Raw genomic sequence first — 19152 nt, 5'->3', positions numbered from 1 at the left:
TGAACAAAGGCCCAATGAACGATGCCCGTAGATGTCACGGCAATTCTGGTTTCGTCCACATTCATGGGTGCTGGGCTGGCATTGGCGAAATTCTTTCCCGAATCCTCGCTGCTGGCCGCTTTCTTTTTAGGCGGGCTGGCCCTGGTCAATATTGCGCTTTCACTCGCTGGCTGAAGCAGGGCAAAACGAAGCAGTGATACAACAGGGCCGAAGCTTAAAACCAATACGGAGTCTTAATTGAGCTCGACATTGAACTATCAGGAAACACGTCTTTTCTTAAAGGCATGCATTGACAGTTAGCAGCCATCTCGAAAAGCCAAGCAACCGTTAGAAACAATCATTAAATAACCAAGCAAACATCACCACTCTGCAGCGATCTCTACACCGAAATGTTTACCGATCCAGCAAGAGGTACGGTCTACCGTGAGCGAATGCAACGATCAAACCGGGAGCTCATCGACATGATCCGCAGGGACCTGGGACCAGCGACCTTGGGACTCATGCAGAGGAACGTACGATTTGATACGTTATGGAGTGTCATGAGAGGCAAGTCGAGCAGCCGGCTCATGCGTGCTGGGGAGAGGGAGACGTCACACTCCCTCTTTCCGCAAAAATTGCCTGAAACGTCCAGCAAAGGGCGAAGAGATTTTAAGTGGAAATACCCTGAAAGAATCTGGAATAGCAAAACAGCTTGTGCCAGGCGTCTGCAGACTGATCCAGTCAAATCAGACGGTGAATGAACAGTCGGATCGACAATCCTTACTGACGATTCACAGGAGCACCGTCCATTGACTGCAATGTGAAGATCGGCTGACGGCTCAGTGGCTCCTGCATTGGGATTGGAGAAGCCACATGGACTTGCATGAGGCCTTCCCAGACAGCTAATGCCGTCATCAAGCCAGCGGCGATCACAACAGCCAGGCAACGGAGTCCAGCAACGATGCCGGACACCATGATCAACCTTGAGCTGAGATCAACAGACATCCGTCAACCAGGGCTCGATGTCATCGCGAAATTTCTGCTTCATCCGCTCAGACCTTTCCTGATTGCAGATGCAAGTGAAAACACCAACCAAATCCTTAGGGAGAGACCATTGGAATCAATGCGAATATCAATTAAAACTATAAAAAAGCAACTAAATACCAGTGGGCACAAGCTCAAGTTTGACGTTATCCCACAATATCAACTTGAAACACGAAGGAATTTCATGCAAATAAAGAGGCTTTACGTCATCTAAAAGATGGAGATTAGCTCGATGGCAATCTCGAAGTCGATAATTGGGTATCCGCTCAGAGAGATGATGTATGTGATGATAAGCAATATCTGCAGTAAACCAATTCAAGATTGGAGGCATCTGCAGAAAAGAGGAACCCTCGATTGCTCCCTTGAAATAGCTCCAATTCGACTCATCGCTAGCATAGGAGCCAGGAAAATTATGCTGAACGAAAAAGACTGCGATCATGATCGCAGCGCTTGTACTCATTACCAAGAAATACAGAATCCAAAAATAAAAATGACCTATCGCACTACCTAAAAAGCCCCAACATCCGAGCAAGCACATGGAGTTCAAAACAGTGTCATAAACTTCTTCTCTGGTGTAAAAATAACTGGATTGATGAGTGTCAACAAAAAGCAGCAGATTAGTACACTTCCCATGGCGAAGATCAGAAAAAACCATTTCAGAAACAGCAATGATAAGCTCAAGAAATCCCAGTAGAAGAGCAATTCTTGGCTTGATGATGAGATAGTAAAAACCTCCAGGGAAAAGAAGAATGGGATGGCGCAAAAGACGATAAAAGAACCTAGAACTTGAATTCTTGCTTTTATATTCATCACGCGTAGTCAATGCCGAGGGCCCTCTATATCGGTCCCAGTTACCATTATATTTATGATGGAATGCATGACCTCTTGACCATGGATGATGAGGCATTCCATGAATAATGCTCAAAAAGAAGGCAACGACTCGATTTAACCTTTTAGAGCGAAAAAGACTCTGATGCCCACAATCGTGCATCAGCGAAAAGCTTCGACTCATCAATAAAACGATCAGAGCAAAAAATACAGGAGCCATCAAAAAAGATAGCAAGCTGAATGACGAAGTAAAGACGATCAATCCCCATATGCAAAAACAAAGAGGAATAGTCGTGCTTAAAACTTGCCATAAAGCGATACGATTATCGCTTGACATGTACGGCTTGAGCTCAAAATCAACTCTGCGAACAGACTTCGGATTTTGAGAACGGTTGATAAAACTATTCAATTGGTGATTGCATTTTGATTTTGTATGAAGCTTTAAAAGAAAACTTTAACGGATATCCCTGGTAAAAGAGGATCATATTTTCAAGACAACGGCATCCAAGCGACAAATGGAGGCATCAGTGGACAGATTTCATTCAGGGCCAGTGGCAACGTCGCATGAATTCAGTCAGATGCGAAACCCTCTGTCTGAACTGGTTCAGCCGAACAAGTCGATTCGCATTGGAGCCAACAGGCCTATGTAACCGTTCATGCACATTGACCTTGATCGTGCATTGAAAAGTGGCGTTGAAGAAACACGTACTACACAGTCACGTACACATACTCATGCAATCGATCTCGCAAATTCACTTGAGGTCAGCACAAGATCTGAGCGCTGTGCAACAGAGAAGCATCGAAACACCGCTGTCAGCAGATCCAGAAGGTTGCATCCAGATTCGCTTCTGAAACAAATTCGACGCAGTATCTACGAGAGCTATTCAACAAAAGCAACCAGACAGGAAAATCTTCAACCTCTTTACCACTTTAATCGCTGGACCCAAAGAGGAATGCCGTTAGGTTTATCAGAGAATTGACTTGCAAATGGATTCGATCGATCTGGAAGTTATCAATGTGCTCTGCTTTCAGCAGATGCTCGAAGCCGTTGAAGAAGAGGATTGGAACGAGGCGGCCATGGCTCTTTACAAGTTGTATGCCATCGAAGAGGGTGAACGCTTCAGTGATCTCAATGAAGAATCATCTGAGTTAAATCAAACACGTGAACCAAAAGCAGCTTAAGTTGGGTAATTCATGCAGATACGATGTCAATTAATGGTCAGACAATAATTTATTGCTTACACTTTAGACCCAAAATTGACTTGAATGCTAGTACGCAAACCATAATTCATCTGAAGAATTTTAAGTAACTTTGATTCTGATTAATCAATCGGCAGAGCAAAACTGCATCAATCCCAAGACATAGCCGTACGGACTTTCAGAATTTTCAATCGATTGCAGGAGACTGAACCTGTCCGATTTTGGTCTTAGCCAACATCGAAGCGGCATCAATTGAATCAATCTTGCAGGTCATAGCAAAAGCAAACAAACAGAGCCTGTCCGCAACATGAGGTGACTTTGAAAATCACAATTAAATCAAGCAGAAACGATATATACTCAAGAAAACAAGAGCAGTGAGTTAATAAGCAGCACTCCCAGCAGAAAATACGATAGTCAACAGCAAACAGCAAACAGCAAACAGCAAACAGCAAACAGCAAACAATTGAACTTAGTTCGCGAAGCCGGAATAAATTAAAAACTTGTTTTGTCGATTAAGAATCATTTTTGTGCAGACCATGCAACTTTTCTACAATTGTTTTTTGCAATTTATCTTTCTTAGAAGTAAGCCAAGTATTAACAGAGATTTTCTCTTCAGCAGTGAGATTCATTTTTTGTACATATTCCTTGGAAGCATCCCAGACAAGAGCCGCAAACTCCTTGGAGTGCTTCAGCCTTTCAGCCACGCTTCCATGAAAATCATCCTCATCCAATAAAGGATGCGAATCAACGATTGCTGTGACATCAACGATTTTCGGTTCAGATTGCTCCGACATGATACTGACTAAGGCAAACCAATAGATAGCCAGTGAGAGAACAAACGGCTTACAGAATCAGAAATCAGCAGCTGAAAAAAACAAATCAACATAAAAAGCGCTCACTCCTGGCAAGTGCATTTCTGTCAACACTATTCAGGCTGCAGGGCCGAATTCGGATAGCTCTGCAGCTGTAGGAGACATTGCCTTGGCCAGAACGAGAAGGTCAGAGGCCAAACCATGCTCTCCTTCACGCAGAAGCAGTTGTCTCAGGCAAATCACATCACCATAACCAGCAGCGGAGGTGCCGTTAATCAGGCCACGTGCAGTGCCGCGTGCGACAGCCAGTTGAAGGGTCATAGTCATGATTCCAGACTGAACCAGACTGATGAACTGGTGGCAAAAACAACCTACAAAGATCCATAATTCGCTCTACATGAAGCAAACCAGCACGTTGACTGAACAAAACGTTCAAATGCCAGAGCAACTCAATCATTGATGAGATAGGTTTAATCTTGATTCAGAAAACGCTTGGACAAATCTAAAAATAATGGTAAATCCTAGAGCTTTAATGATTTTTGAAAACAGAACCAAGTTCAATCAAGAAGACAGAGCGAATAAATTTCGAACCTTATTATTAAAACAGCTTGATTCCGACCTGGTAATGCAAACCATTTGAATCATTCAGCAAGGAGTGAACCGCTAGGGACGTCGTCTGAAAAGGGGCATACGAACAAGTGCACATGATGCGCAATCCATACATCAAAAATCTTCAAAATCACAACAGTTTTCAAGCCACAGTCACCAGCAAAGGTAAGCGAAAATGATGACATGAATCACGAAGCAAAACTAATAACGGGCTTTTTGGCAATCAACTCAATCATTATCTTTATTGCGCTTTTGATCATGCATCGCATATGACAATCAATGTTATTTAGATATATTGATTGAACTGAACCAACGAATGTGACAGTCATTAAAAGACCTGCTCAAGAAAACTTTTTTAACCAATGACCACCGATTCTATTCAATGCATGGGATTGAAATGATCAATGGCATCAAAATATTGATCCACCAGTTCAATTGCTGTAACTCCATCAGGCAAGCAATCTTGACAATGATTTTTTAAATACTCAAACCTCAGCATGGCTTCGTTCAACGTTGAGTAATCACCATCCGACACTTCAACACCATCGACCCAATAAAGAATTAAAAAGTTTGTCTTGTGCAAAACCATCAATCAGTTTTTTAGGCGTAATAAAAAAACATCACTGAGTTAACTGTGTGAAATTTAAATACTGTGCTACGCAGCGAATAGATTCAGAATTCTAGCGCTTTACTATTCTGCCAAGCAAATGCCTGAAATGAGATCGAAGCATCCTCAAGGTCAGATCAAGCAATAAGCTACGTTTCATTAGATTCAGCAAAACATACTTTCACGGAATGTGACTGCTTGCCGGCAGGTCTTTCAAACTGCTGGACACAAATCGAGATACATATTTTTTGAGCAGCAACTTATATACTTGTAGGCCCATAAAAAAGCCAATAAAAACCAGCTTGACTCTCACAAAAAGCTGTTAACTGTCACACCACTTCAAAATAACTATGTCTTCATCACTTTCTTCAAGCATTTCAGGATTGAAATCATTAAACCAAGCAACAAATTCATGAGAGTAGCATTCACCATGAGGGGTTTGAGTGTAATTACCACTTGAAAAGTCAAGTCCGTCCTTGGTCATGGAAAAAGCTTCCGCGTGGTGAATATAAAATGCAAAGTCGTATTTTTTCAAATAAATAGCCTTGTCCAATTCATTTAACTTGCAATCATTAATCCAAAGGCAAATATCATCGCTTTCGTGCATTTTCAGCTGGTATTTATTGACTAACCTGCTGGAAAGCAATAGCAATCCCGAATGCAGCTTGTCGTTCCAGTAAAAACCACTCTCATACCTTGCATAATCTTTTGTATCTTCAATGAAATCATCTTTGATGGAATAAAATTTTTCTTCCCATCTTCGATTGTCTTTCGGCTTGTTACTGATCATCATTCAAAGCTAATTTCAAATGGTGCAGACATTTACCAATCTGAATACCATAATTTTAACAGAGATGCCCAAAAGAAAAATTCAAGATCGTTAGCACCTAATCCCAGACGACCTTTATTCCATCCGGATGATCAAAGATATCAATGCGGAACCAATGCTGATACTGGCACAGAACTGCAGCACACTGACTTACTGAAAGCGGTTTAGTGACCCGACAGTCGGATAGTTCTGCATTACAACACTATACAGATAAACACAAAGACCAATCTATTGCCAGTGGTTGCATTCAACTTGACAAAGGTCATTCTCGACAAAGTATCAGAAGCCGTAAACAAGACAGAGCATGATTTTTGGCCTCAGCAGAATTAAAATTTAAGATTACAATTATTGTCAGCATTACCTTGAATAGCAAAGATGATACTGAGAGAAACAGGCCTCAAAGAAGAGTAAGCTATTCATATTAATATTAAAGGGCTAATAGATCTATCTGAATCAAGAAAAAATCTTAATAGCTAGGCATTGGTCTCGCAAACGTCAAACTCACGACAAAGAGCATCAGCATCCTGAAATTGTTGCTCTATAAGCAAGTATCTGACGCGCCCTTTCCACCAATCATCAAGCAGTCCAGCATCCCTCTTGCTCAAACTGAACTTCGGTAAATCCATAATGATCCTTCGAATTAAAAGATCTATATCGCAATCTCTGACGTGGAGAAAATAATCCTTACATAACTTAAGTGCTCTGGACTACATGTCAAAATCCTATTAGCTGTTGCTTGCTGCGAATGCTTGCGAGAGGGATCGACTTGTTGCACCAGGAATTCATAAGAAATCTTTGATTAACTTCTGAAAATTGATCACTTCAGGATGAAAAGGATTGACAACTCAGCGGGTTGATTCTCAATCGTTGGCGACATCGTAATACTCTTCGGGTATTGAAATGAGCGGACAATGCGATTCTCTTGTGAATTCAATCTGCTGCGCAAAAGAAAGGAATGCGTAGATTTCATGTTGGTGTCAACTCATTTAGTCATATCTCCATGTACCGTGAACAACTAACAGTTGCAAAGATTTCCTCCAGAGCTTGAGATTTGACTGTGCCTAACGATGACTGGTGCTTCATGATTGTTGATTAGCCGCCAAAAAAAGAATGGAAGTTAGAGCTGGTCAATCCATATTCAATTTGACCCAACGTGTAAATCAAACAATTACAAGTTTCAAATAAGAACTCAAAAATTGCTGAGGCTTTGGAGCTTGCTGTGTCTACGTTGACGACACGAAACAACTTTAAAGAGGGCTCTCATTGACCATTGAGTGGGAGCACACCAATGCCAACACTTGCCTCTGAATCACTTTCCAATCGTGATCGGAGCCTCTTTATTCTTCCACCAAACCCAGTCGCGGATTGGCGGAGTATTTCGTAATTCTTCCCGCGTCAGTCCTAACTTGAGCTTCTGTGATGCCCCGACCAGCACATCAAGCATCTCTTCTCCATTGCTGCAGCGAGCTAAGGCCTGATTTGTTTTCTTGGCACCATCGAGTGCCCTAACAAGCAACGCCACACGACGAAAAGGGGAAAGAGAACGGGGATCCATATCCAGAGCTCTTTGGCGTCCCACCGTAATCACATTCGCTGACAGCTCTGGTTCACACAGTCAGAATCAGGTGATCGAAGCACTCTAAATGGCGTCAACTCGGGGCCATCACTGGGTTATCGGTGACGTGCATGGATGTCACAAGGCCCTGCTTCGCCTGATTTCAGTGCTGCCAGACGATGATCATCTGGTGTTCTGCGGCGATGTGATCAACCGCGGGCCTGGAATTGCCCTGTGCATCAATCAGGTGTGGGGATTGGTGACCAGCGGTCGAGCCACCTGGTTACGAGGAAACCACGAGCAACGTTTGGTGGAAGGCCTCCTGGCTGTCTCTGTTGAGGGGAAAGATGACCTGCTCGCCATCGAGACCTACCGACAACTGGGAGACGCGCTGACGCGGCAATGGCAACAACGCCTGAGCAAGCTTCCTTTGGTGTATTCCGGTGATGGATGGGTGGCCACCCACGCCGGCTTTGATGAACAGGGTCAACCAGACCTCAATGTGCGCGAACCCTTCTGGGAGAGCTACGACGGTCGTTATGGAACCGTGGTGGTGGGTCACACGCCTCGACCGGCTGTGGAGCATCGCGGCCAGATCGTGATGATTGACACCGGCGCGGTCTATGGCGGTCTGCTCACAGCCTTCTGCCCCGAAACTGAGGCGGTGGTGCAGGTGATCGGAGAACCCACCGACCGGACATTGCCCGCAGACAGGGCAACACCAGCCGAAAGGCATGAGCTCATTGCGGAGATACCTTGCTGAGGGTCTACCGCAGCAACCGAGCGGAATTGCTCGCCGAGCTTCTGGCGCAGGAGCTCAGGCTTGAGCCGCCTGGCCCTTTTGAACAGATCGAGGTGGTGGTCAACACCTGGCCAACCAGCCGATGGCTCGGTGAACAGCTGGCCAGAGTGAACGGAATCAGTGCACTGATTCGCTTTCCATTCCCTGGAAGTCGCCTGCGGCAGCTCGTGCAAACCGTGCTCAGCGATGCGCCTGCCATCGAGGATCCATGGAGAGCGGAGCGTCTGGTCTGGAAGGTCCTGGAGGTTCTTCCGGACCTGCTCGAACAAGAGTGTGCGTCAAAACTCAAGGAGTGGTGGGAGCTCCATGGCGATCAACAGCGACGACTGACTCGTGACCAGTGGCAACTGGCTCGCAGCCTGGCCGATGCAATCGATGATTACGCGCTTTACAGGCCGGAGGAGCTGGCCGACTGGCTGGCAGGAGGAACGGGTGATCAACTCCCGGAGAACCTGCGCTGGCAACCTGGCCTGGCCCGTGCTCTGGCCGAGCGGTTGCCATGCAGGCCTTTCGGGCTGCAGGTGCAAGAGGTGGTGAAACGACTCAGCAGAGGGGAAAAGCCTGCACTGCCGTTGCCACCACGCCTGCGCCTCTTTGGCATCAGCAATCTGGCCCCGGTCCAGATCAATTTGTTGCAGGCCCTGGCTGGACGCATCAGCGTTGATCTGTTTCTGCTCACACCCTGTCCGGACCTCTGGCAGCGGTCGCAGCAACGACGCAGACAACTGGGTGACGACTGGACAAACTCGCCCGATGGCTCCTGGCTGATTGAAGCTCCCCGCCTGGAAGGAATCCTGGGCCGCATGGGTGCCGAATTTCAGTTGCTGCTGGAGGGAAGCGGCGAGTGTCTGCTTGGCAGCTGGGAACAGGGAGACCTGTTCGCCGATCCCACTGTGATGAGAACGCCGGAAGACTCCCCGGCGTCTGTACTGGAACAGCTGCAACGGCAGCTCGCGAGCAGCGCATCGGACGACCAGGCAGCCCTGTCACTGAGGCAAGGCGATCATTCGCTGTTGTTCATGGGCTGTGCAGGGCCCTGGAGAGAAGTGCAGCTTGTGCGTGATCGCATCCTCAGCTGGATGGCCGCTGATCCAAGCCTGCAACCCAGGGATGTTCTGGTGATGACTCCCGATGTGGAGCGCTATGCACCGCTGCTGGCTTCTGTCTTTTCAGATCGGGATGCCACGGGTGTGGACCTGCCCTGGCGATTAACCGATCGCAGTCAACAAAATTGTCCCGGACTTCAGCAGGCTTTCATGAGCCTGTTGCGCTTGAGCGCTGATCGGCTCACCGCAAGTGGCCTGGAGGCACTGCTTGGTAATCCGGCACTGCAAAGCCTGAAACAGCTGACATCGCAGGATGCGATGGCCATCACCGATGCACTGCAGCGCAGTGGTTTCCGCTGGGGGTTGGATGCAGCGGAACGCAATGGAGATGACACCAACAGCTTGCGCTGGTGCCTGGATCGCTGGCTGCTGGGCCTGGCATTGCCGGAAGAGCCGGGGCTGGCCGTTGATTCCTGTGCACCCGCGCTCACCGATCTGAGCCTGCAGCAACTCGAGATGTGGTGGCCACTGCTGGATCAATTGGCTGGGTGGATCGCCCAGTTGCGTTGCAGTGCTCCATGCCCTGAATGGGTGGCTCGGTTGCGCAGACTGCTTCAGGAGATTTTCAACGACGGTGGCAGCTGGGACTGGGAGCTGCAGGCCATTCATCAGTGCCTTGAGAACTGGCAGCTCCAGGCCAATGACTGTTTGCTGGAACTGGATGTTGCCGTTGTGATCAGCGTGCTTGAGGAAGCGCTCTCCACCGAAAGCGGCCGCTTCGGGCACCGCAGCGGTGCCCTCACGATCAGCGCTCTGGAGCCGATGCGAGCGATCCCACACCGCGTGATCGCCCTGATGGGTCTCGATGCCTCCTCCTTCCCAAGACATCAGGAACGTGCGGGCTTTCATCTGCTCGAATTACAACGTCGACTCGGTGACCCCAGCAGCACCGACCAGGATCGCTATGTGTTGCTTGAGGCACTGCTCTCAGCTCGACAGCATCTTCTGGTCAGCTGGAGTAGCCGAGATGAGCGACAAGGCGACATCCTGCCGCCATGCCCACCGGTTCAACAGTGGCTGAGTCTGCTTGCAGAGAAGCTCGACACTGCACAGATGAGCCAGCTGCTGATTCACCCTCCCGCCAATCCTCTGGATGCAGCCAATTTCATGGTGACTCCGCAGACAGACGCAATCAGTTGCGACCGCAGGCTGTTGAACGCACGACGCAATCTCGACGCACAGATCAGGGGAGAGCAGACACATCGTGATCAGGGCCTGGCCTTACCGCTTGTTTGGCAATCTCCGACAACGGATGCAGCCTTACCCATCAACTCGGAAGCGATCGAACGACTGGAGCGCTGGCTGCAGGCCCCCCAAAAGGAATGGTTGAAACGTCAGGGCATCGATGCGGGTGAATGGTGTGATCCTGTCAGCGATCTTTCCCCCCTGTCGCTGCAGGAGCTGGACTGTCATCAGTTGCTCAACCAGCGGTTGTCTGAACAGCTCGATCTGCTGGCGCACGATCCCGAAGCCAGTTGGGATGTTCAGGAGCCGGAGGACTGGATTGCCCGGAGTTACGGCCAAGGCCTGATGCCTCCAGGCTCGGCTGCTCAACTGGAAGACAGTCGTCTTGAGCGTCGCTGGCAAAACCTCCAAAAAACTGTTCTGAGCCTTGGACCTCTGCGGCAGCAGCAGCAGCCAACGTCCCAGCATTCATCCTTGTTGATGGCAGGAAAGACAGCTGTTCACATCAGCACGTCAAGGCTGAGGTCGCGCTCTTTGCTGCAGAGCTGGCTGAAGCATCTGCTTGCCCAACGGGATGATGCTGGCTGCAACACCGCTGTGGTGTGCCGGCAAGACGGCAGTGCAAAAGCCGATCAATTCCACATCGCCGTGCGTTGGAGAGCGCTGAACCCCCAGGAGGCTGATCACGAAATCAAAAGTTTGCACAGCCTGGCGCAGCAGGGAGATGAGCTGTGCTGGCCAGTCCCTCCGGACAGCGGTCTGGCCAGGGCACTGGCATGGTCGAAAGGGGAAGAGGCCGCGGACAAGGCCTTCATGAATCGCTGGCAGGGAGGCTTCAGCGGCTGGGCCGAACGGGATCGGCCCGAGCAGAAAATCTGCTTTGGCAGTCATTGCGATGCCACGTCGCTGTTGGGCTTCGAAGGCTTTGAAGCCGCTTTTCAGATGTTGTATCAACCGTTGCTCGAGGCGCGGTGCTGATGACGATGACAACAGCTGGAAGCACGAGACGATTCGAAGCCAATACCTACCCATTGACGCCCGGCGTTCGACTCCTGGAGGCAAGCGCTGGAACAGGGAAAACCTTCGCCCTGGCCCACCTCGTGCTGCGACTGGTGACGGAACAGGGATTGGGCCTCGATCAACTGCTGGTGGTGACTTTCACTGAGGCCGCGGCCGATGAATTGCGCGACAGGATCGGACGCCGACTTGATGCGGCGCTGCAGGGCCTCCTGCACAAGGAAAGGAGCAGAACGCCGTTGCCTGAAACGGACGCAGTCCTGCAGAACTGGCTTGAACAGCACGGACGGGATTCCCAGCAACGCAGACTGCTTGCCAGTCGGCTGCTCGAGGCCCTAGAAGCCCTGGAGCGAGCCGACATCACCACGATCCATGGCTTCTGCCGCCGCAGCCTTCGCCGGCAAGCGCTTCAGAACGGTCAGGCCATTGATCTTGCCCTCGATGATGATCCACAGACCCTGGCCATCCAGGTCGCCCATGATCTCTGGCGAGCGGAGGTCCTGGAGCTTGAAGCGGGACACGTTGCAGGACTGCTGCAAGCAGGCCTGTCGCCCGAAGCACTCGCTTCGGCACTTCAGAGACTGGATGGTGACTGTGCGGTGCGTATCGCTGAGGATGCGGAGCCGATCAATCCTGATCAAACTCTTCGCGAGGTTTTTGAAGGTTGGCTGCAGAGCCGCTGGGAGCACTTCGTCACTGAATGGAACTGCGGTGGAGCGGCTCTGGAACAAGCCCTTCGAGGCTGCGCCGCCGAGTGGCGCAGCCTCGGTTGCACCGACACCAAACCCTTCAGTGCCCGCCCCAGAAAAGACCGAAGCCAGGAGCTCGACACCTGGACTGACCAGATCAGCAAGACCTGTGGAGATTCGATGCACTACGTCGACGTCCGCAATCAGGTGCTTCTCGGTGGTTATTTCCATCCAGGCAGCTTTCAGAAAACGGCGCGGTCCTGCGCTGAGGCCGAACCAAGCCTTGCTTCAGCCGAACTGCAGACCGCCATCGCCGAACTCTGGGACGGACCAGCCGAACAGACCTGGCGCCACCTGCTGATCAAAGGCCTGAATCAACTCAACGACCGGCGCAGACAACGCGGGGTGATTGGATTTTCAGGGCTGCTGGATGCACTCGACCCCGCTCAGTCGGATGCAGCAGAAGCTTGGCTCACTCCTCTGCGGGCACGCTATGGGGTAGTCCTGATCGATGAGTTCCAGGACACCGACCCGCTTCAGTGGAGACTGCTGAAAAACGCTTTCTCAACACCAGACCATCTGCTGCTGATGGTCGGGGACCCCAAACAGGCGATCTACCGCTTCCGCGGCGGAGATCTGAATACCTACAAAGCTGCACGGCGTGATGCGGACTGCATTGATGACCTGCTCGACAACCGCCGCACAACACCACTGCTGATGCAGGCCATGAATCAGCTGATGGCGCCTGGACTGCTGCAATCCGAACTCTCGGTGCCTGAGGTGACGCCAAGATCTTCCGCACAACCCCTGCCCTTGCTGAAGGGAGGTGCATCACTCCAGATCCACGACATCAATCCGGATGACGACGACGGAAACAGCAGCCGTACATCTATTGAGGAGCGGATTCCCCGCATTGCGACCGACCTGATCCTGCAGACCCTGAGACACGATCCAGGCCTGGATCCCTCCGAACTCTGCATCCTTGTCAGCAGGCATCGCCAGGCCGAAGACATCCGCGCAGAGCTGGCGGCTGCCGGGCTGCCGAGCCGCCTTGTCAGTCAGGGAGATGTCTTCAGCAGCCAGGGAGCATCGGATCTGCAGACATTCCTCGACGCACTTTCACGCCCTGCCCACGCCGGTGGATTACGGCAGCTGGCCGTGTCCTCACTGCTGCAGTGGAGAAGCGATCAACTGGCAGACGCCGATGGCAACGGTCAGCTGGATCAGCTGGCCTCTCTGCTCCAGCAGCTCGCCATCGATCTACCGAAGTTTGGGCTGATGGGGTGCCTGGCACGCCTGATGGATGGGCAGACCGTGGCCGATCTATCGAGCCGCGGGCGCTTGCTCGGTGACCTTCAGCAATGTGCACGGCTTGTGCAGGACACGATGCACCGCCAGGGCTTGGATGCTTCAAGTGGCGCCGATTGGTTGCGACGCCAACGCCTGTACCCTCCCGACACGATCCCGGAACAGCGTCAGCCCTTCAGTGATCTGGCCGAGAGTGCGGTTGCTGTTGTGACTGTTCATCGAAGCAAAGGGTTGCAGTATCCGGTGGTGATCTGCCCCTACTTATGGGAAGCGCCCTCCCCTTCAAAAGGTCCGCTGTGGCGAGTGCCCACTGCTGACGAGTCCGGCAGCTGGCGCGTAGCGCTGAATCCATATTGGGGACTGGGGCATACGGCAAGCCAACGCGATGAACTGGAACGTCGCGCTGAAGCGGAACGTCTCGCCTACGTCGCGATCACGCGGGCCGAACGCCATCTCGTTCTGTTTCAGGCCAGGGCAGCTCGGCAGGAGGGCAATCCACTCACCGCATGGCTGGAGCAACTCGCTGACCCACCGGGTCCCTTGATCAGCCTGCACCGAGCCGAATTCAACCTTCCATCAGACCGCTGGCACCCCCTGATGGTTGAACGGAACCTGCAATGTGGCGCCGTGCCAGGTCATGCTTTTGACCGCAGTTGGGGACGCAGCAGCTACTCGGCCTGGATCTCAGGCCACGGCAAGACGACAACCGCCAGCCCAGACCCGCGCAACCTTGAGGAAGGACGAGATGTGGATGCGCAGACCGGCGCAGATGAAGAAAGCCTCTCCTTCAGCGATCAAAGCGATCCGTTGGATCCCGAAGACAGTCCGTTGGGAGCATTTCCCAGGGGCGCAGCAGCCGGTGATTGCCTGCACCGCATCCTGGAGCAGATCCCATTTGATCAAGACATCGAACAGGACGACAACCGCGCTCTGGTGGAGCGAGAACTCACGCGTTCAGGCCTGGAGAGCGACAGGGTGGACGCAGTTCTCGAGGGTCTGGAGACACTGATGCAGGCCCCCTTCGGAGGGCCACTCGGTGATCTGCAACTGAGGTCGTTGCACAGTGGACGGCGTTTGCATGAACTCAGCTTTGATCTGCCTGTCGCTCATCAGGGCAGAGCGGTTCAGCCCAAGCAACTGGCGCGGGCCTTTCGCGTTGAACCAGATCATCGATTCGGTGAAAGCTACGCCGATTCCCTCGAAGATCTGGAGTTTTTCAGCAGAGGCTTTCTCACTGGCTCCATTGATCTGGTTTTCACTGATGGCGACGATTCCGCCACGGCTCGCTGGTGGATTGCGGACTGGAAAAGCAACTGGATCGGCGAAAGAGACGTGGATGGGCGTCCATTGCACTGCGGACCCCGACACTATTCACAACGCGCCATGGAGGAGCAGATGTATCAGCATCACTATCCTCTGCAAGCTCATCTCTACCTTGTCGCCCTGCATCGGTTCCTGCAGTGGCGACTCGACGGCTACCAGCCCGAGCGACATCTCGGCGGATACGCCTACGTTTTCCTTCGTGGTGTTTCCAGGTCTGGCGGAAGCGGCGTGATTCTTGAAACAGCACCTCTGCAACGCCTCCATGCGCTCGACTGTGTCCTGCGAGGTGGTGATTAATGGATCCCAGTGATCGCACAGCGGTCTCATCGCCTCTGAGCAGAGGAATGATGTCGATGCTGCTGCGTCGTTATCCACCTCCGGCGGAGTTCGGAAACAACGAGCTCAGGGCTCTTGAAGATCTTGTGCAGGCGATGTTCCAGGCTCTCAGCCGGGGTGAGATGAGCATCGATCTGGGCACCAGCAAGCTGAAACCCGTTGAGCTGGAGGCTGATGGCTGGCCCGAGACGCACCGACGGGTGATTGAAGCCAGCGGCTGGTTGCAGAAAGAGCCTCTGCTGATGGTGATGGAAGGGAATCACCTGATCTGGCGACGTTGGCATCAGGGCATGGAGATGCTGAAGAAGACTCTGATCCAACGCAGTGCACTGTCCCCTGTTGGCAAGCCAAGCAGACGTTGCAGCGAAGATGGCACCAAAAAATTAACGTCGGAGCAGACGTTCAATCCGGAGCAGCGAGCAGCGATCAATGCGGTCAGCGATCACAGGGTGGTGCTGCTGAGCGGAGGACCCGGTACCGGTAAAACCAGCACCGTGCGCGCCATGCTGATCCGAGCGATGGAGGATCGCGGAGACCTGCGCATTCATCTGGCCGCTCCAACAGGAAAAGCAGCACGACGACTGCAGGATTCCATACGAGGCGATCAACGCACAGCTGAATTGCCCTGCACCACATTGCATCGGTTGCTCCAGGCCAGACCAGGCGGCTTCAGCCGTCATCGCCGCAATCAACTGGCGCTGGATCTGCTGGTGATCGACGAAGCGTCAATGGTCGACCTGACACTGGCGCAGGCCCTGATTGATGCTCTTCCAGCCACTGCGCAACTGCTGCTTGTTGGTGATGCCAACCAGTTATCGCCGATCGGAGTGGGTGCTGTCTGGCAGCATCTGCAGAAAGAGGAACTGCAGCGGCGATTCGGAACTGCTGCTGTACGTCTCCACCAGGTGTACAGAAATCGAGGGGACCTGGCTCGACTGAGCTCGGTGTTGTGCCGTCAGGGAACGGAAACCTTCTGGAACGAACTCGCTGATCTCGATGACAAGACCAACGTGCATCAACTGGTCTCTGAGTCTTCTCGGTTGCCGGCGTCGGTGACCGATGCCGTGAACCAGCAGCTGAAGAACCTGAGGTTGGCGGCCAACACCCTGGAGATCAGACCTGATGGATCTCCCGATCCCGGCCAGTCCGGTGCCCTTCTCGAGCGACTCGATGCCTTGATCGTGCTCTGCCCGCGTCGTCGGGGGTTATGGGGCGTGGACAGTCTGCATCGACAGCTGGTGTCGGGCAGTGATGTCCGTGATTGGCCCGAGGGGTTGCCTGTTCTCTGCAGCGACAATCAAATCGAACTGGGTCTTGCCAACGGAGACCTCGGACTCTGCATCGGCAGTGGCGAAACACGCAGGTTGCTGTTCCGATGCAGTGATGACTCAGGCCGCAGTGTTTATCGACTGCTGCATCCAGCCAGGGTCCGCCGAATTGAGCCTGCTCTGGCTCTCACGATTCACAAAGCTCAGGGCAGCGAAGCTGATCAGGTTCTGCTGCTTTGGCCACCCTGCGAAGAAGCTGGCAAAACTGCTCTTCTCTACACCGCTGTCACCAGGGCTCGTCATCAACTGACCGTGGTGCGACTGGCATCCTCAATAAGCAGCGGCATGCTGGGGACGATCGATCGTCAGGGGTCGGTGTGACGACAAGAGTGGAGCGTCCCTGGGGCTGGTACGAAGAGCTGGCCGAGGGAGCCGGCTACAAAGTGAAACGACTGCTCGTGAAGGAGAACGCGCGTCTCAGCCTGCAACGCCACCAGCATCGCAGCGAACATTGGGTGATTGCCGCTGGCAGAGGATCCGTTTACTGCGATGGCATCTGGATGGATGCCGCAGTCGGAAATACGTTTGACATCCCCGTTCAAGCTGTTCACCGGGCCTTCGGGGGCCCCGGAGATCTTCTGATCATCGAAGTCCAACAAGGTGCAATTCTGCTGGAATCCGACATCGAACGTCTGGAGGACGACTTCGGGAGGGTGATACCTTAAGTCTCCACCTTTGAAAAGAAGGCAAGCAATACAGCGCGGCACAACTTGCCGATGGGACGTTGCAGGCCTGATTTGAAGGATCAATCAGGCAGAGCGCCATCATCGACATGACCCAGACGCAACCGCAGGCCGTTGAGCCCTGCGCAGTGGATCTCAGTGTTTCAGAGCTCCATGAACCGACAACCTCAACCAGTGATGACACGCTCTTCACCACTGTGATTGAACCGATCGGAGACGACAAATCAGCTGCTGAACAAAGCACTGAGAAGTCCCATTCCTCCGGCTTCTCAGGCTTTGGATTCAGCGGGGCGCTGCTGAAGACCCTGGAGGAAAAGGGCTACAAGGAGCCATCGCCGATTCAGAAAGCGGCGATTCCAGAACTGATGCTGGGCCGTGATCTGGTCGGCCAGGCTCAGACCGGCACAGGCAAGACCGCTGCCTTCGCGCTTCCCCTGCTTGAACGCCTGGAAGGACGCAGCAATCTGCCGAGGGTGCTGGTGCTCGCACCCACTCGTGAACTAGCCATGCAGGTGGCCGACTCTTTCAAGGCCTACGCCGCCGGACATCCGCATCTGAATGTGCTGGCGATCTACGGCGGATCCGATTTCAGATCGCAGATCCATGCCCTCAAGCGAGGGGTGGATGTGGTGGTTGGGACACCTGGAAGGGTGATGGACCACATGCGCCAGGGAACGCTGAACACCTCAGGGCTGCGCAGTCTGGTGCTGGATGAAGCCGACGAAATGCTGCGGATGGGCTTCATCGATGATGTGGAGTGGATCCTCGAGCAACTCCCTGAGGAGCGTCAGGTGGTGCTGTTTTCGGCGACGATGCCGAATGAAATCCGCCGCCTTTCGAAGCGCTATCTGAGCGAACCGGCAGAGATCACGATCAAGACCAAAGACCGGGAAGCCAAACGGATCCGTCACAGATCCATCACCCTTCAGAACGCCCACAAACTCGAGGCCCTGAACCGGGTCCTGGAGGCTGTCACTGGCGAGGGGGTGATCATTTTCGCCCGCACCAAAGCGATCACTCTCACCGTGGCTGAGTCACTGGAGGCGTCAGGTCACGATGTGGCGGTTCTCAATGGTGACGTTCCTCAGAACCAGCGCGAACGAACTGTTGACCGCCTGCGCAAAGGCACGGTGAACATTCTGGTGGCGACAGACGTGGCGGCCCGTGGTCTCGATGTGGACCGGATCGGGCTGGTGATCAACTACGACATGCCGTTTGACAGCGAAGCCTACGTGCACAGAATCGGGCGAACAGGTCGTGCCGGTCGCACAGGAGAAGCCGTTCTTTTCATCACTCCAAGGGAGCGTCGCTTTGTCGGCAACCTCGAACGGGCCGTGGGGCAGGCCATTGAACCCATGGATATCCCCAGCAACGCCCAGATCAACGAAAGCAGATTGAACCGGCTGCGCAGCCGCCTCAGTCAGGCTGCTTCAGCAGAAAGCAACGAAGAAACCTCGCTGCTGCAGGAACTGATTGAGAGAGTTGGCCAGGAGAACGAGCTGAGCATGGAGCAGCTGGCTGTGGCAGCTCTGAAGCTTGCAGTGGGTGATCAGCCCTTGCTGGTGCAGGGTGATGAAGGCTGGCTCAAGACACCTGCCCGCGCTGATCGTCGTGATGATCGTCGTGATCCGCGCGGTCGTCGTCGCGTGGATCGAGAGTCACGCCCACCTGAAGACAACATGATGCGTTACCGGGTTGAAGTGGGTTATCGCGACCGTGTCAAACCCGGAAACCTTGTCGGTGCCATCGCCAATGAGTCAGGTCTACAGGGTCGAATGATCGGGAGGATTCAGATTTTTGATTCCCACAGCCTTGTCGATCTCCCCAAGGGCATGCCGGAGGATGTCTACAACGCTCTTCGCAGACTGAAGGTCATGAACCGGGAGCTCCAGATCACCCAAGCATCCTGAAT

At 52.6% G+C, this 19152-nt stretch carries 15 protein-coding genes; 8 read left to right on the top strand and 7 right to left on the bottom strand.

Going from position 1 to position 19152, the window contains the following annotated elements:
* Nucleotides 1-21 precede the first annotated feature (21 nt).
* Entirely contained in the window at nt 22-174 is a 153-nt protein-coding gene (locus SIB73_RS02560) for a hypothetical protein (RefSeq protein WP_413403177.1), read from the top strand.
* Between the two features lie 585 nt (nt 175-759).
* Here SIB73_RS02560 and SIB73_RS02555 read toward each other — a convergent pair.
* A complete protein-coding gene (locus SIB73_RS02555) occupies nt 760-984 on the bottom strand; it encodes a hypothetical protein (RefSeq protein ID WP_413403178.1) in 225 nt (74 codons plus the stop codon).
* 151 nt (nt 985-1135) lie between these two features.
* Nucleotides 1136-2188 carry a fatty acid desaturase gene (locus tag SIB73_RS02550; protein ID WP_413403180.1) on the bottom strand — a complete coding sequence of 351 codons (1053 nt, stop codon included), beginning with the start codon at nt 2186-2188 and terminating at the stop codon, nt 1136-1138.
* A gap of 650 nt (nt 2189-2838) precedes the next feature.
* Between SIB73_RS02550 and SIB73_RS02545 the strand changes: the two genes are divergently transcribed.
* Nucleotides 2839-3033, top strand: coding sequence for a hypothetical protein (locus SIB73_RS02545; RefSeq protein ID WP_413403182.1), 195 nt, complete (start codon nt 2839-2841; stop codon nt 3031-3033).
* 530 nt (nt 3034-3563) lie between these two features.
* On the opposite strand, the gene SIB73_RS02540 is transcribed toward SIB73_RS02545, so the two are convergent.
* The 5 genes from SIB73_RS02540 to SIB73_RS02520 all read right to left on the bottom strand — a co-directional run bounded on the left by SIB73_RS02540 (nt 3564) and on the right by SIB73_RS02520 (nt 7463).
* The gene (locus tag SIB73_RS02540) at nt 3564-3845 is read right to left on the bottom strand and encodes a hypothetical protein (protein WP_413403184.1); all 282 of its coding nucleotides are present in this window, start codon (nt 3843-3845) and stop codon (nt 3564-3566) included.
* A gap of 135 nt (nt 3846-3980) precedes the next feature.
* The gene (locus SIB73_RS02535) at nt 3981-4190 is read right to left on the bottom strand and encodes a hypothetical protein (RefSeq protein WP_413403188.1); all 210 of its coding nucleotides are present in this window, start codon (nt 4188-4190) and stop codon (nt 3981-3983) included.
* A gap of 661 nt (nt 4191-4851) precedes the next feature.
* Nucleotides 4852-5061: a hypothetical protein gene (locus SIB73_RS02530; RefSeq protein WP_413403190.1), complete on the bottom strand. Its 210-nt coding sequence runs from the start codon at nt 5059-5061 to the stop codon at nt 4852-4854.
* A 340-nt stretch (nt 5062-5401) separates the two neighbouring features.
* The gene (locus SIB73_RS02525) at nt 5402-5869 is read right to left on the bottom strand and encodes a hypothetical protein (RefSeq protein WP_413439699.1); all 468 of its coding nucleotides are present in this window, start codon (nt 5867-5869) and stop codon (nt 5402-5404) included.
* 1348 nt (nt 5870-7217) lie between these two features.
* A complete protein-coding gene (locus SIB73_RS02520; protein WP_413403194.1) occupies nt 7218-7463 on the bottom strand; it encodes a hypothetical protein in 246 nt (81 codons plus the stop codon).
* An 88-nt stretch (nt 7464-7551) separates the two neighbouring features.
* On the opposite strand from SIB73_RS02520, the gene SIB73_RS02515 reads away from it, so the two are divergent.
* The 6 genes from SIB73_RS02515 to SIB73_RS02490 all read left to right on the top strand — a co-directional run bounded on the left by SIB73_RS02515 (nt 7552) and on the right by SIB73_RS02490 (nt 19150).
* Nucleotides 7552-8226 carry a metallophosphoesterase gene (locus tag SIB73_RS02515; RefSeq protein ID WP_413403196.1) on the top strand — a complete coding sequence of 225 codons (675 nt, stop codon included), beginning with the start codon at nt 7552-7554 and terminating at the stop codon, nt 8224-8226.
* Entirely contained in the window at nt 8220-11534 is a 3315-nt protein-coding gene (locus SIB73_RS02510) for an exodeoxyribonuclease V subunit gamma (protein WP_413403198.1), read from the top strand. The genes SIB73_RS02515 and SIB73_RS02510 overlap by 7 nt, the downstream gene beginning before the upstream one ends.
* A gap of 5 nt (nt 11535-11539) precedes the next feature.
* Nucleotides 11540-15190 (top strand): UvrD-helicase domain-containing protein, encoded by a 3651-nt coding sequence (locus SIB73_RS02505; RefSeq protein WP_413406484.1) that lies wholly within the window; start codon nt 11540-11542, stop codon nt 15188-15190.
* Complete coding sequence (locus SIB73_RS02500; protein ID WP_413403200.1) at nt 15190-16878, top strand: ATP-dependent DNA helicase; 1689 nt, start codon at nt 15190-15192, stop codon at nt 16876-16878. The genes SIB73_RS02505 and SIB73_RS02500 overlap by 1 nt, the downstream gene beginning before the upstream one ends.
* On the top strand, nt 16875-17222 hold the full coding sequence (locus SIB73_RS02495; RefSeq protein ID WP_413403202.1) for a phosphomannose isomerase type II C-terminal cupin domain: 348 nt from the start codon (nt 16875-16877) through the stop codon (nt 17220-17222). Before SIB73_RS02500 ends, SIB73_RS02495 begins: the two co-directional genes overlap by 4 nt.
* A 107-nt stretch (nt 17223-17329) precedes the next feature.
* Nucleotides 17330-19150, top strand: coding sequence for a DEAD/DEAH box helicase (locus SIB73_RS02490; RefSeq protein ID WP_413403204.1), 1821 nt, complete (start codon nt 17330-17332; stop codon nt 19148-19150).
* Nucleotides 19151-19152 lie beyond the last annotated feature (2 nt).

The organism is Synechococcus sp. MIT S9509, from assembly GCF_047303035.1.
Classification (GTDB): domain Bacteria; phylum Cyanobacteriota; class Cyanobacteriia; order PCC-6307; family Cyanobiaceae; genus Synechococcus_C.
The sequence above is the reverse complement of the archived record's forward strand: the minus strand, read 5'-3'. Positions and strand labels throughout refer to the sequence as shown.

Excerpts from the sequence above, each read along its gene's own strand:
- SIB73_RS02560 (WP_413403177.1), top strand. The coding sequence starts at position 22 with ATGCCCGTAGATGTCACGGCAATTCTGGTTTCGTCCACATTCATGGGT.
- SIB73_RS02555 (WP_413403178.1), bottom strand. The coding sequence starts at position 984 with ATGTCTGTTGATCTCAGCTCAAGGTTGATCATGGTGTCCGGCATCGTT.
- SIB73_RS02550 (WP_413403180.1), bottom strand. The coding sequence starts at position 2,188 with ATGTCAAGCGATAATCGTATCGCTTTATGGCAAGTTTTAAGCACGACT.
- SIB73_RS02545 (WP_413403182.1), top strand. The coding sequence starts at position 2,839 with ATGGATTCGATCGATCTGGAAGTTATCAATGTGCTCTGCTTTCAGCAG.
- SIB73_RS02540 (WP_413403184.1), bottom strand. The coding sequence starts at position 3,845 with ATGTCGGAGCAATCTGAACCGAAAATCGTTGATGTCACAGCAATCGTT.
- SIB73_RS02535 (WP_413403188.1), bottom strand. The coding sequence starts at position 4,190 with ATGACTATGACCCTTCAACTGGCTGTCGCACGCGGCACTGCACGTGGC.
- SIB73_RS02530 (WP_413403190.1), bottom strand. The coding sequence starts at position 5,061 with ATGGTTTTGCACAAGACAAACTTTTTAATTCTTTATTGGGTCGATGGT.
- SIB73_RS02525 (WP_413439699.1), bottom strand. The coding sequence starts at position 5,869 with ATGATCAGTAACAAGCCGAAAGACAATCGAAGATGGGAAGAAAAATTT.
- SIB73_RS02520 (WP_413403194.1), bottom strand. The coding sequence starts at position 7,463 with ATGGATCCCCGTTCTCTTTCCCCTTTTCGTCGTGTGGCGTTGCTTGTT.
- SIB73_RS02515 (WP_413403196.1), top strand. The coding sequence starts at position 7,552 with ATGGCGTCAACTCGGGGCCATCACTGGGTTATCGGTGACGTGCATGGA.
- SIB73_RS02505 (WP_413406484.1), top strand. The coding sequence starts at position 11,540 with ATGACAACAGCTGGAAGCACGAGACGATTCGAAGCCAATACCTACCCA.
- SIB73_RS02500 (WP_413403200.1), top strand. The coding sequence starts at position 15,190 with ATGGATCCCAGTGATCGCACAGCGGTCTCATCGCCTCTGAGCAGAGGA.
- SIB73_RS02490 (WP_413403204.1), top strand. The coding sequence starts at position 17,330 with ATGACCCAGACGCAACCGCAGGCCGTTGAGCCCTGCGCAGTGGATCTC.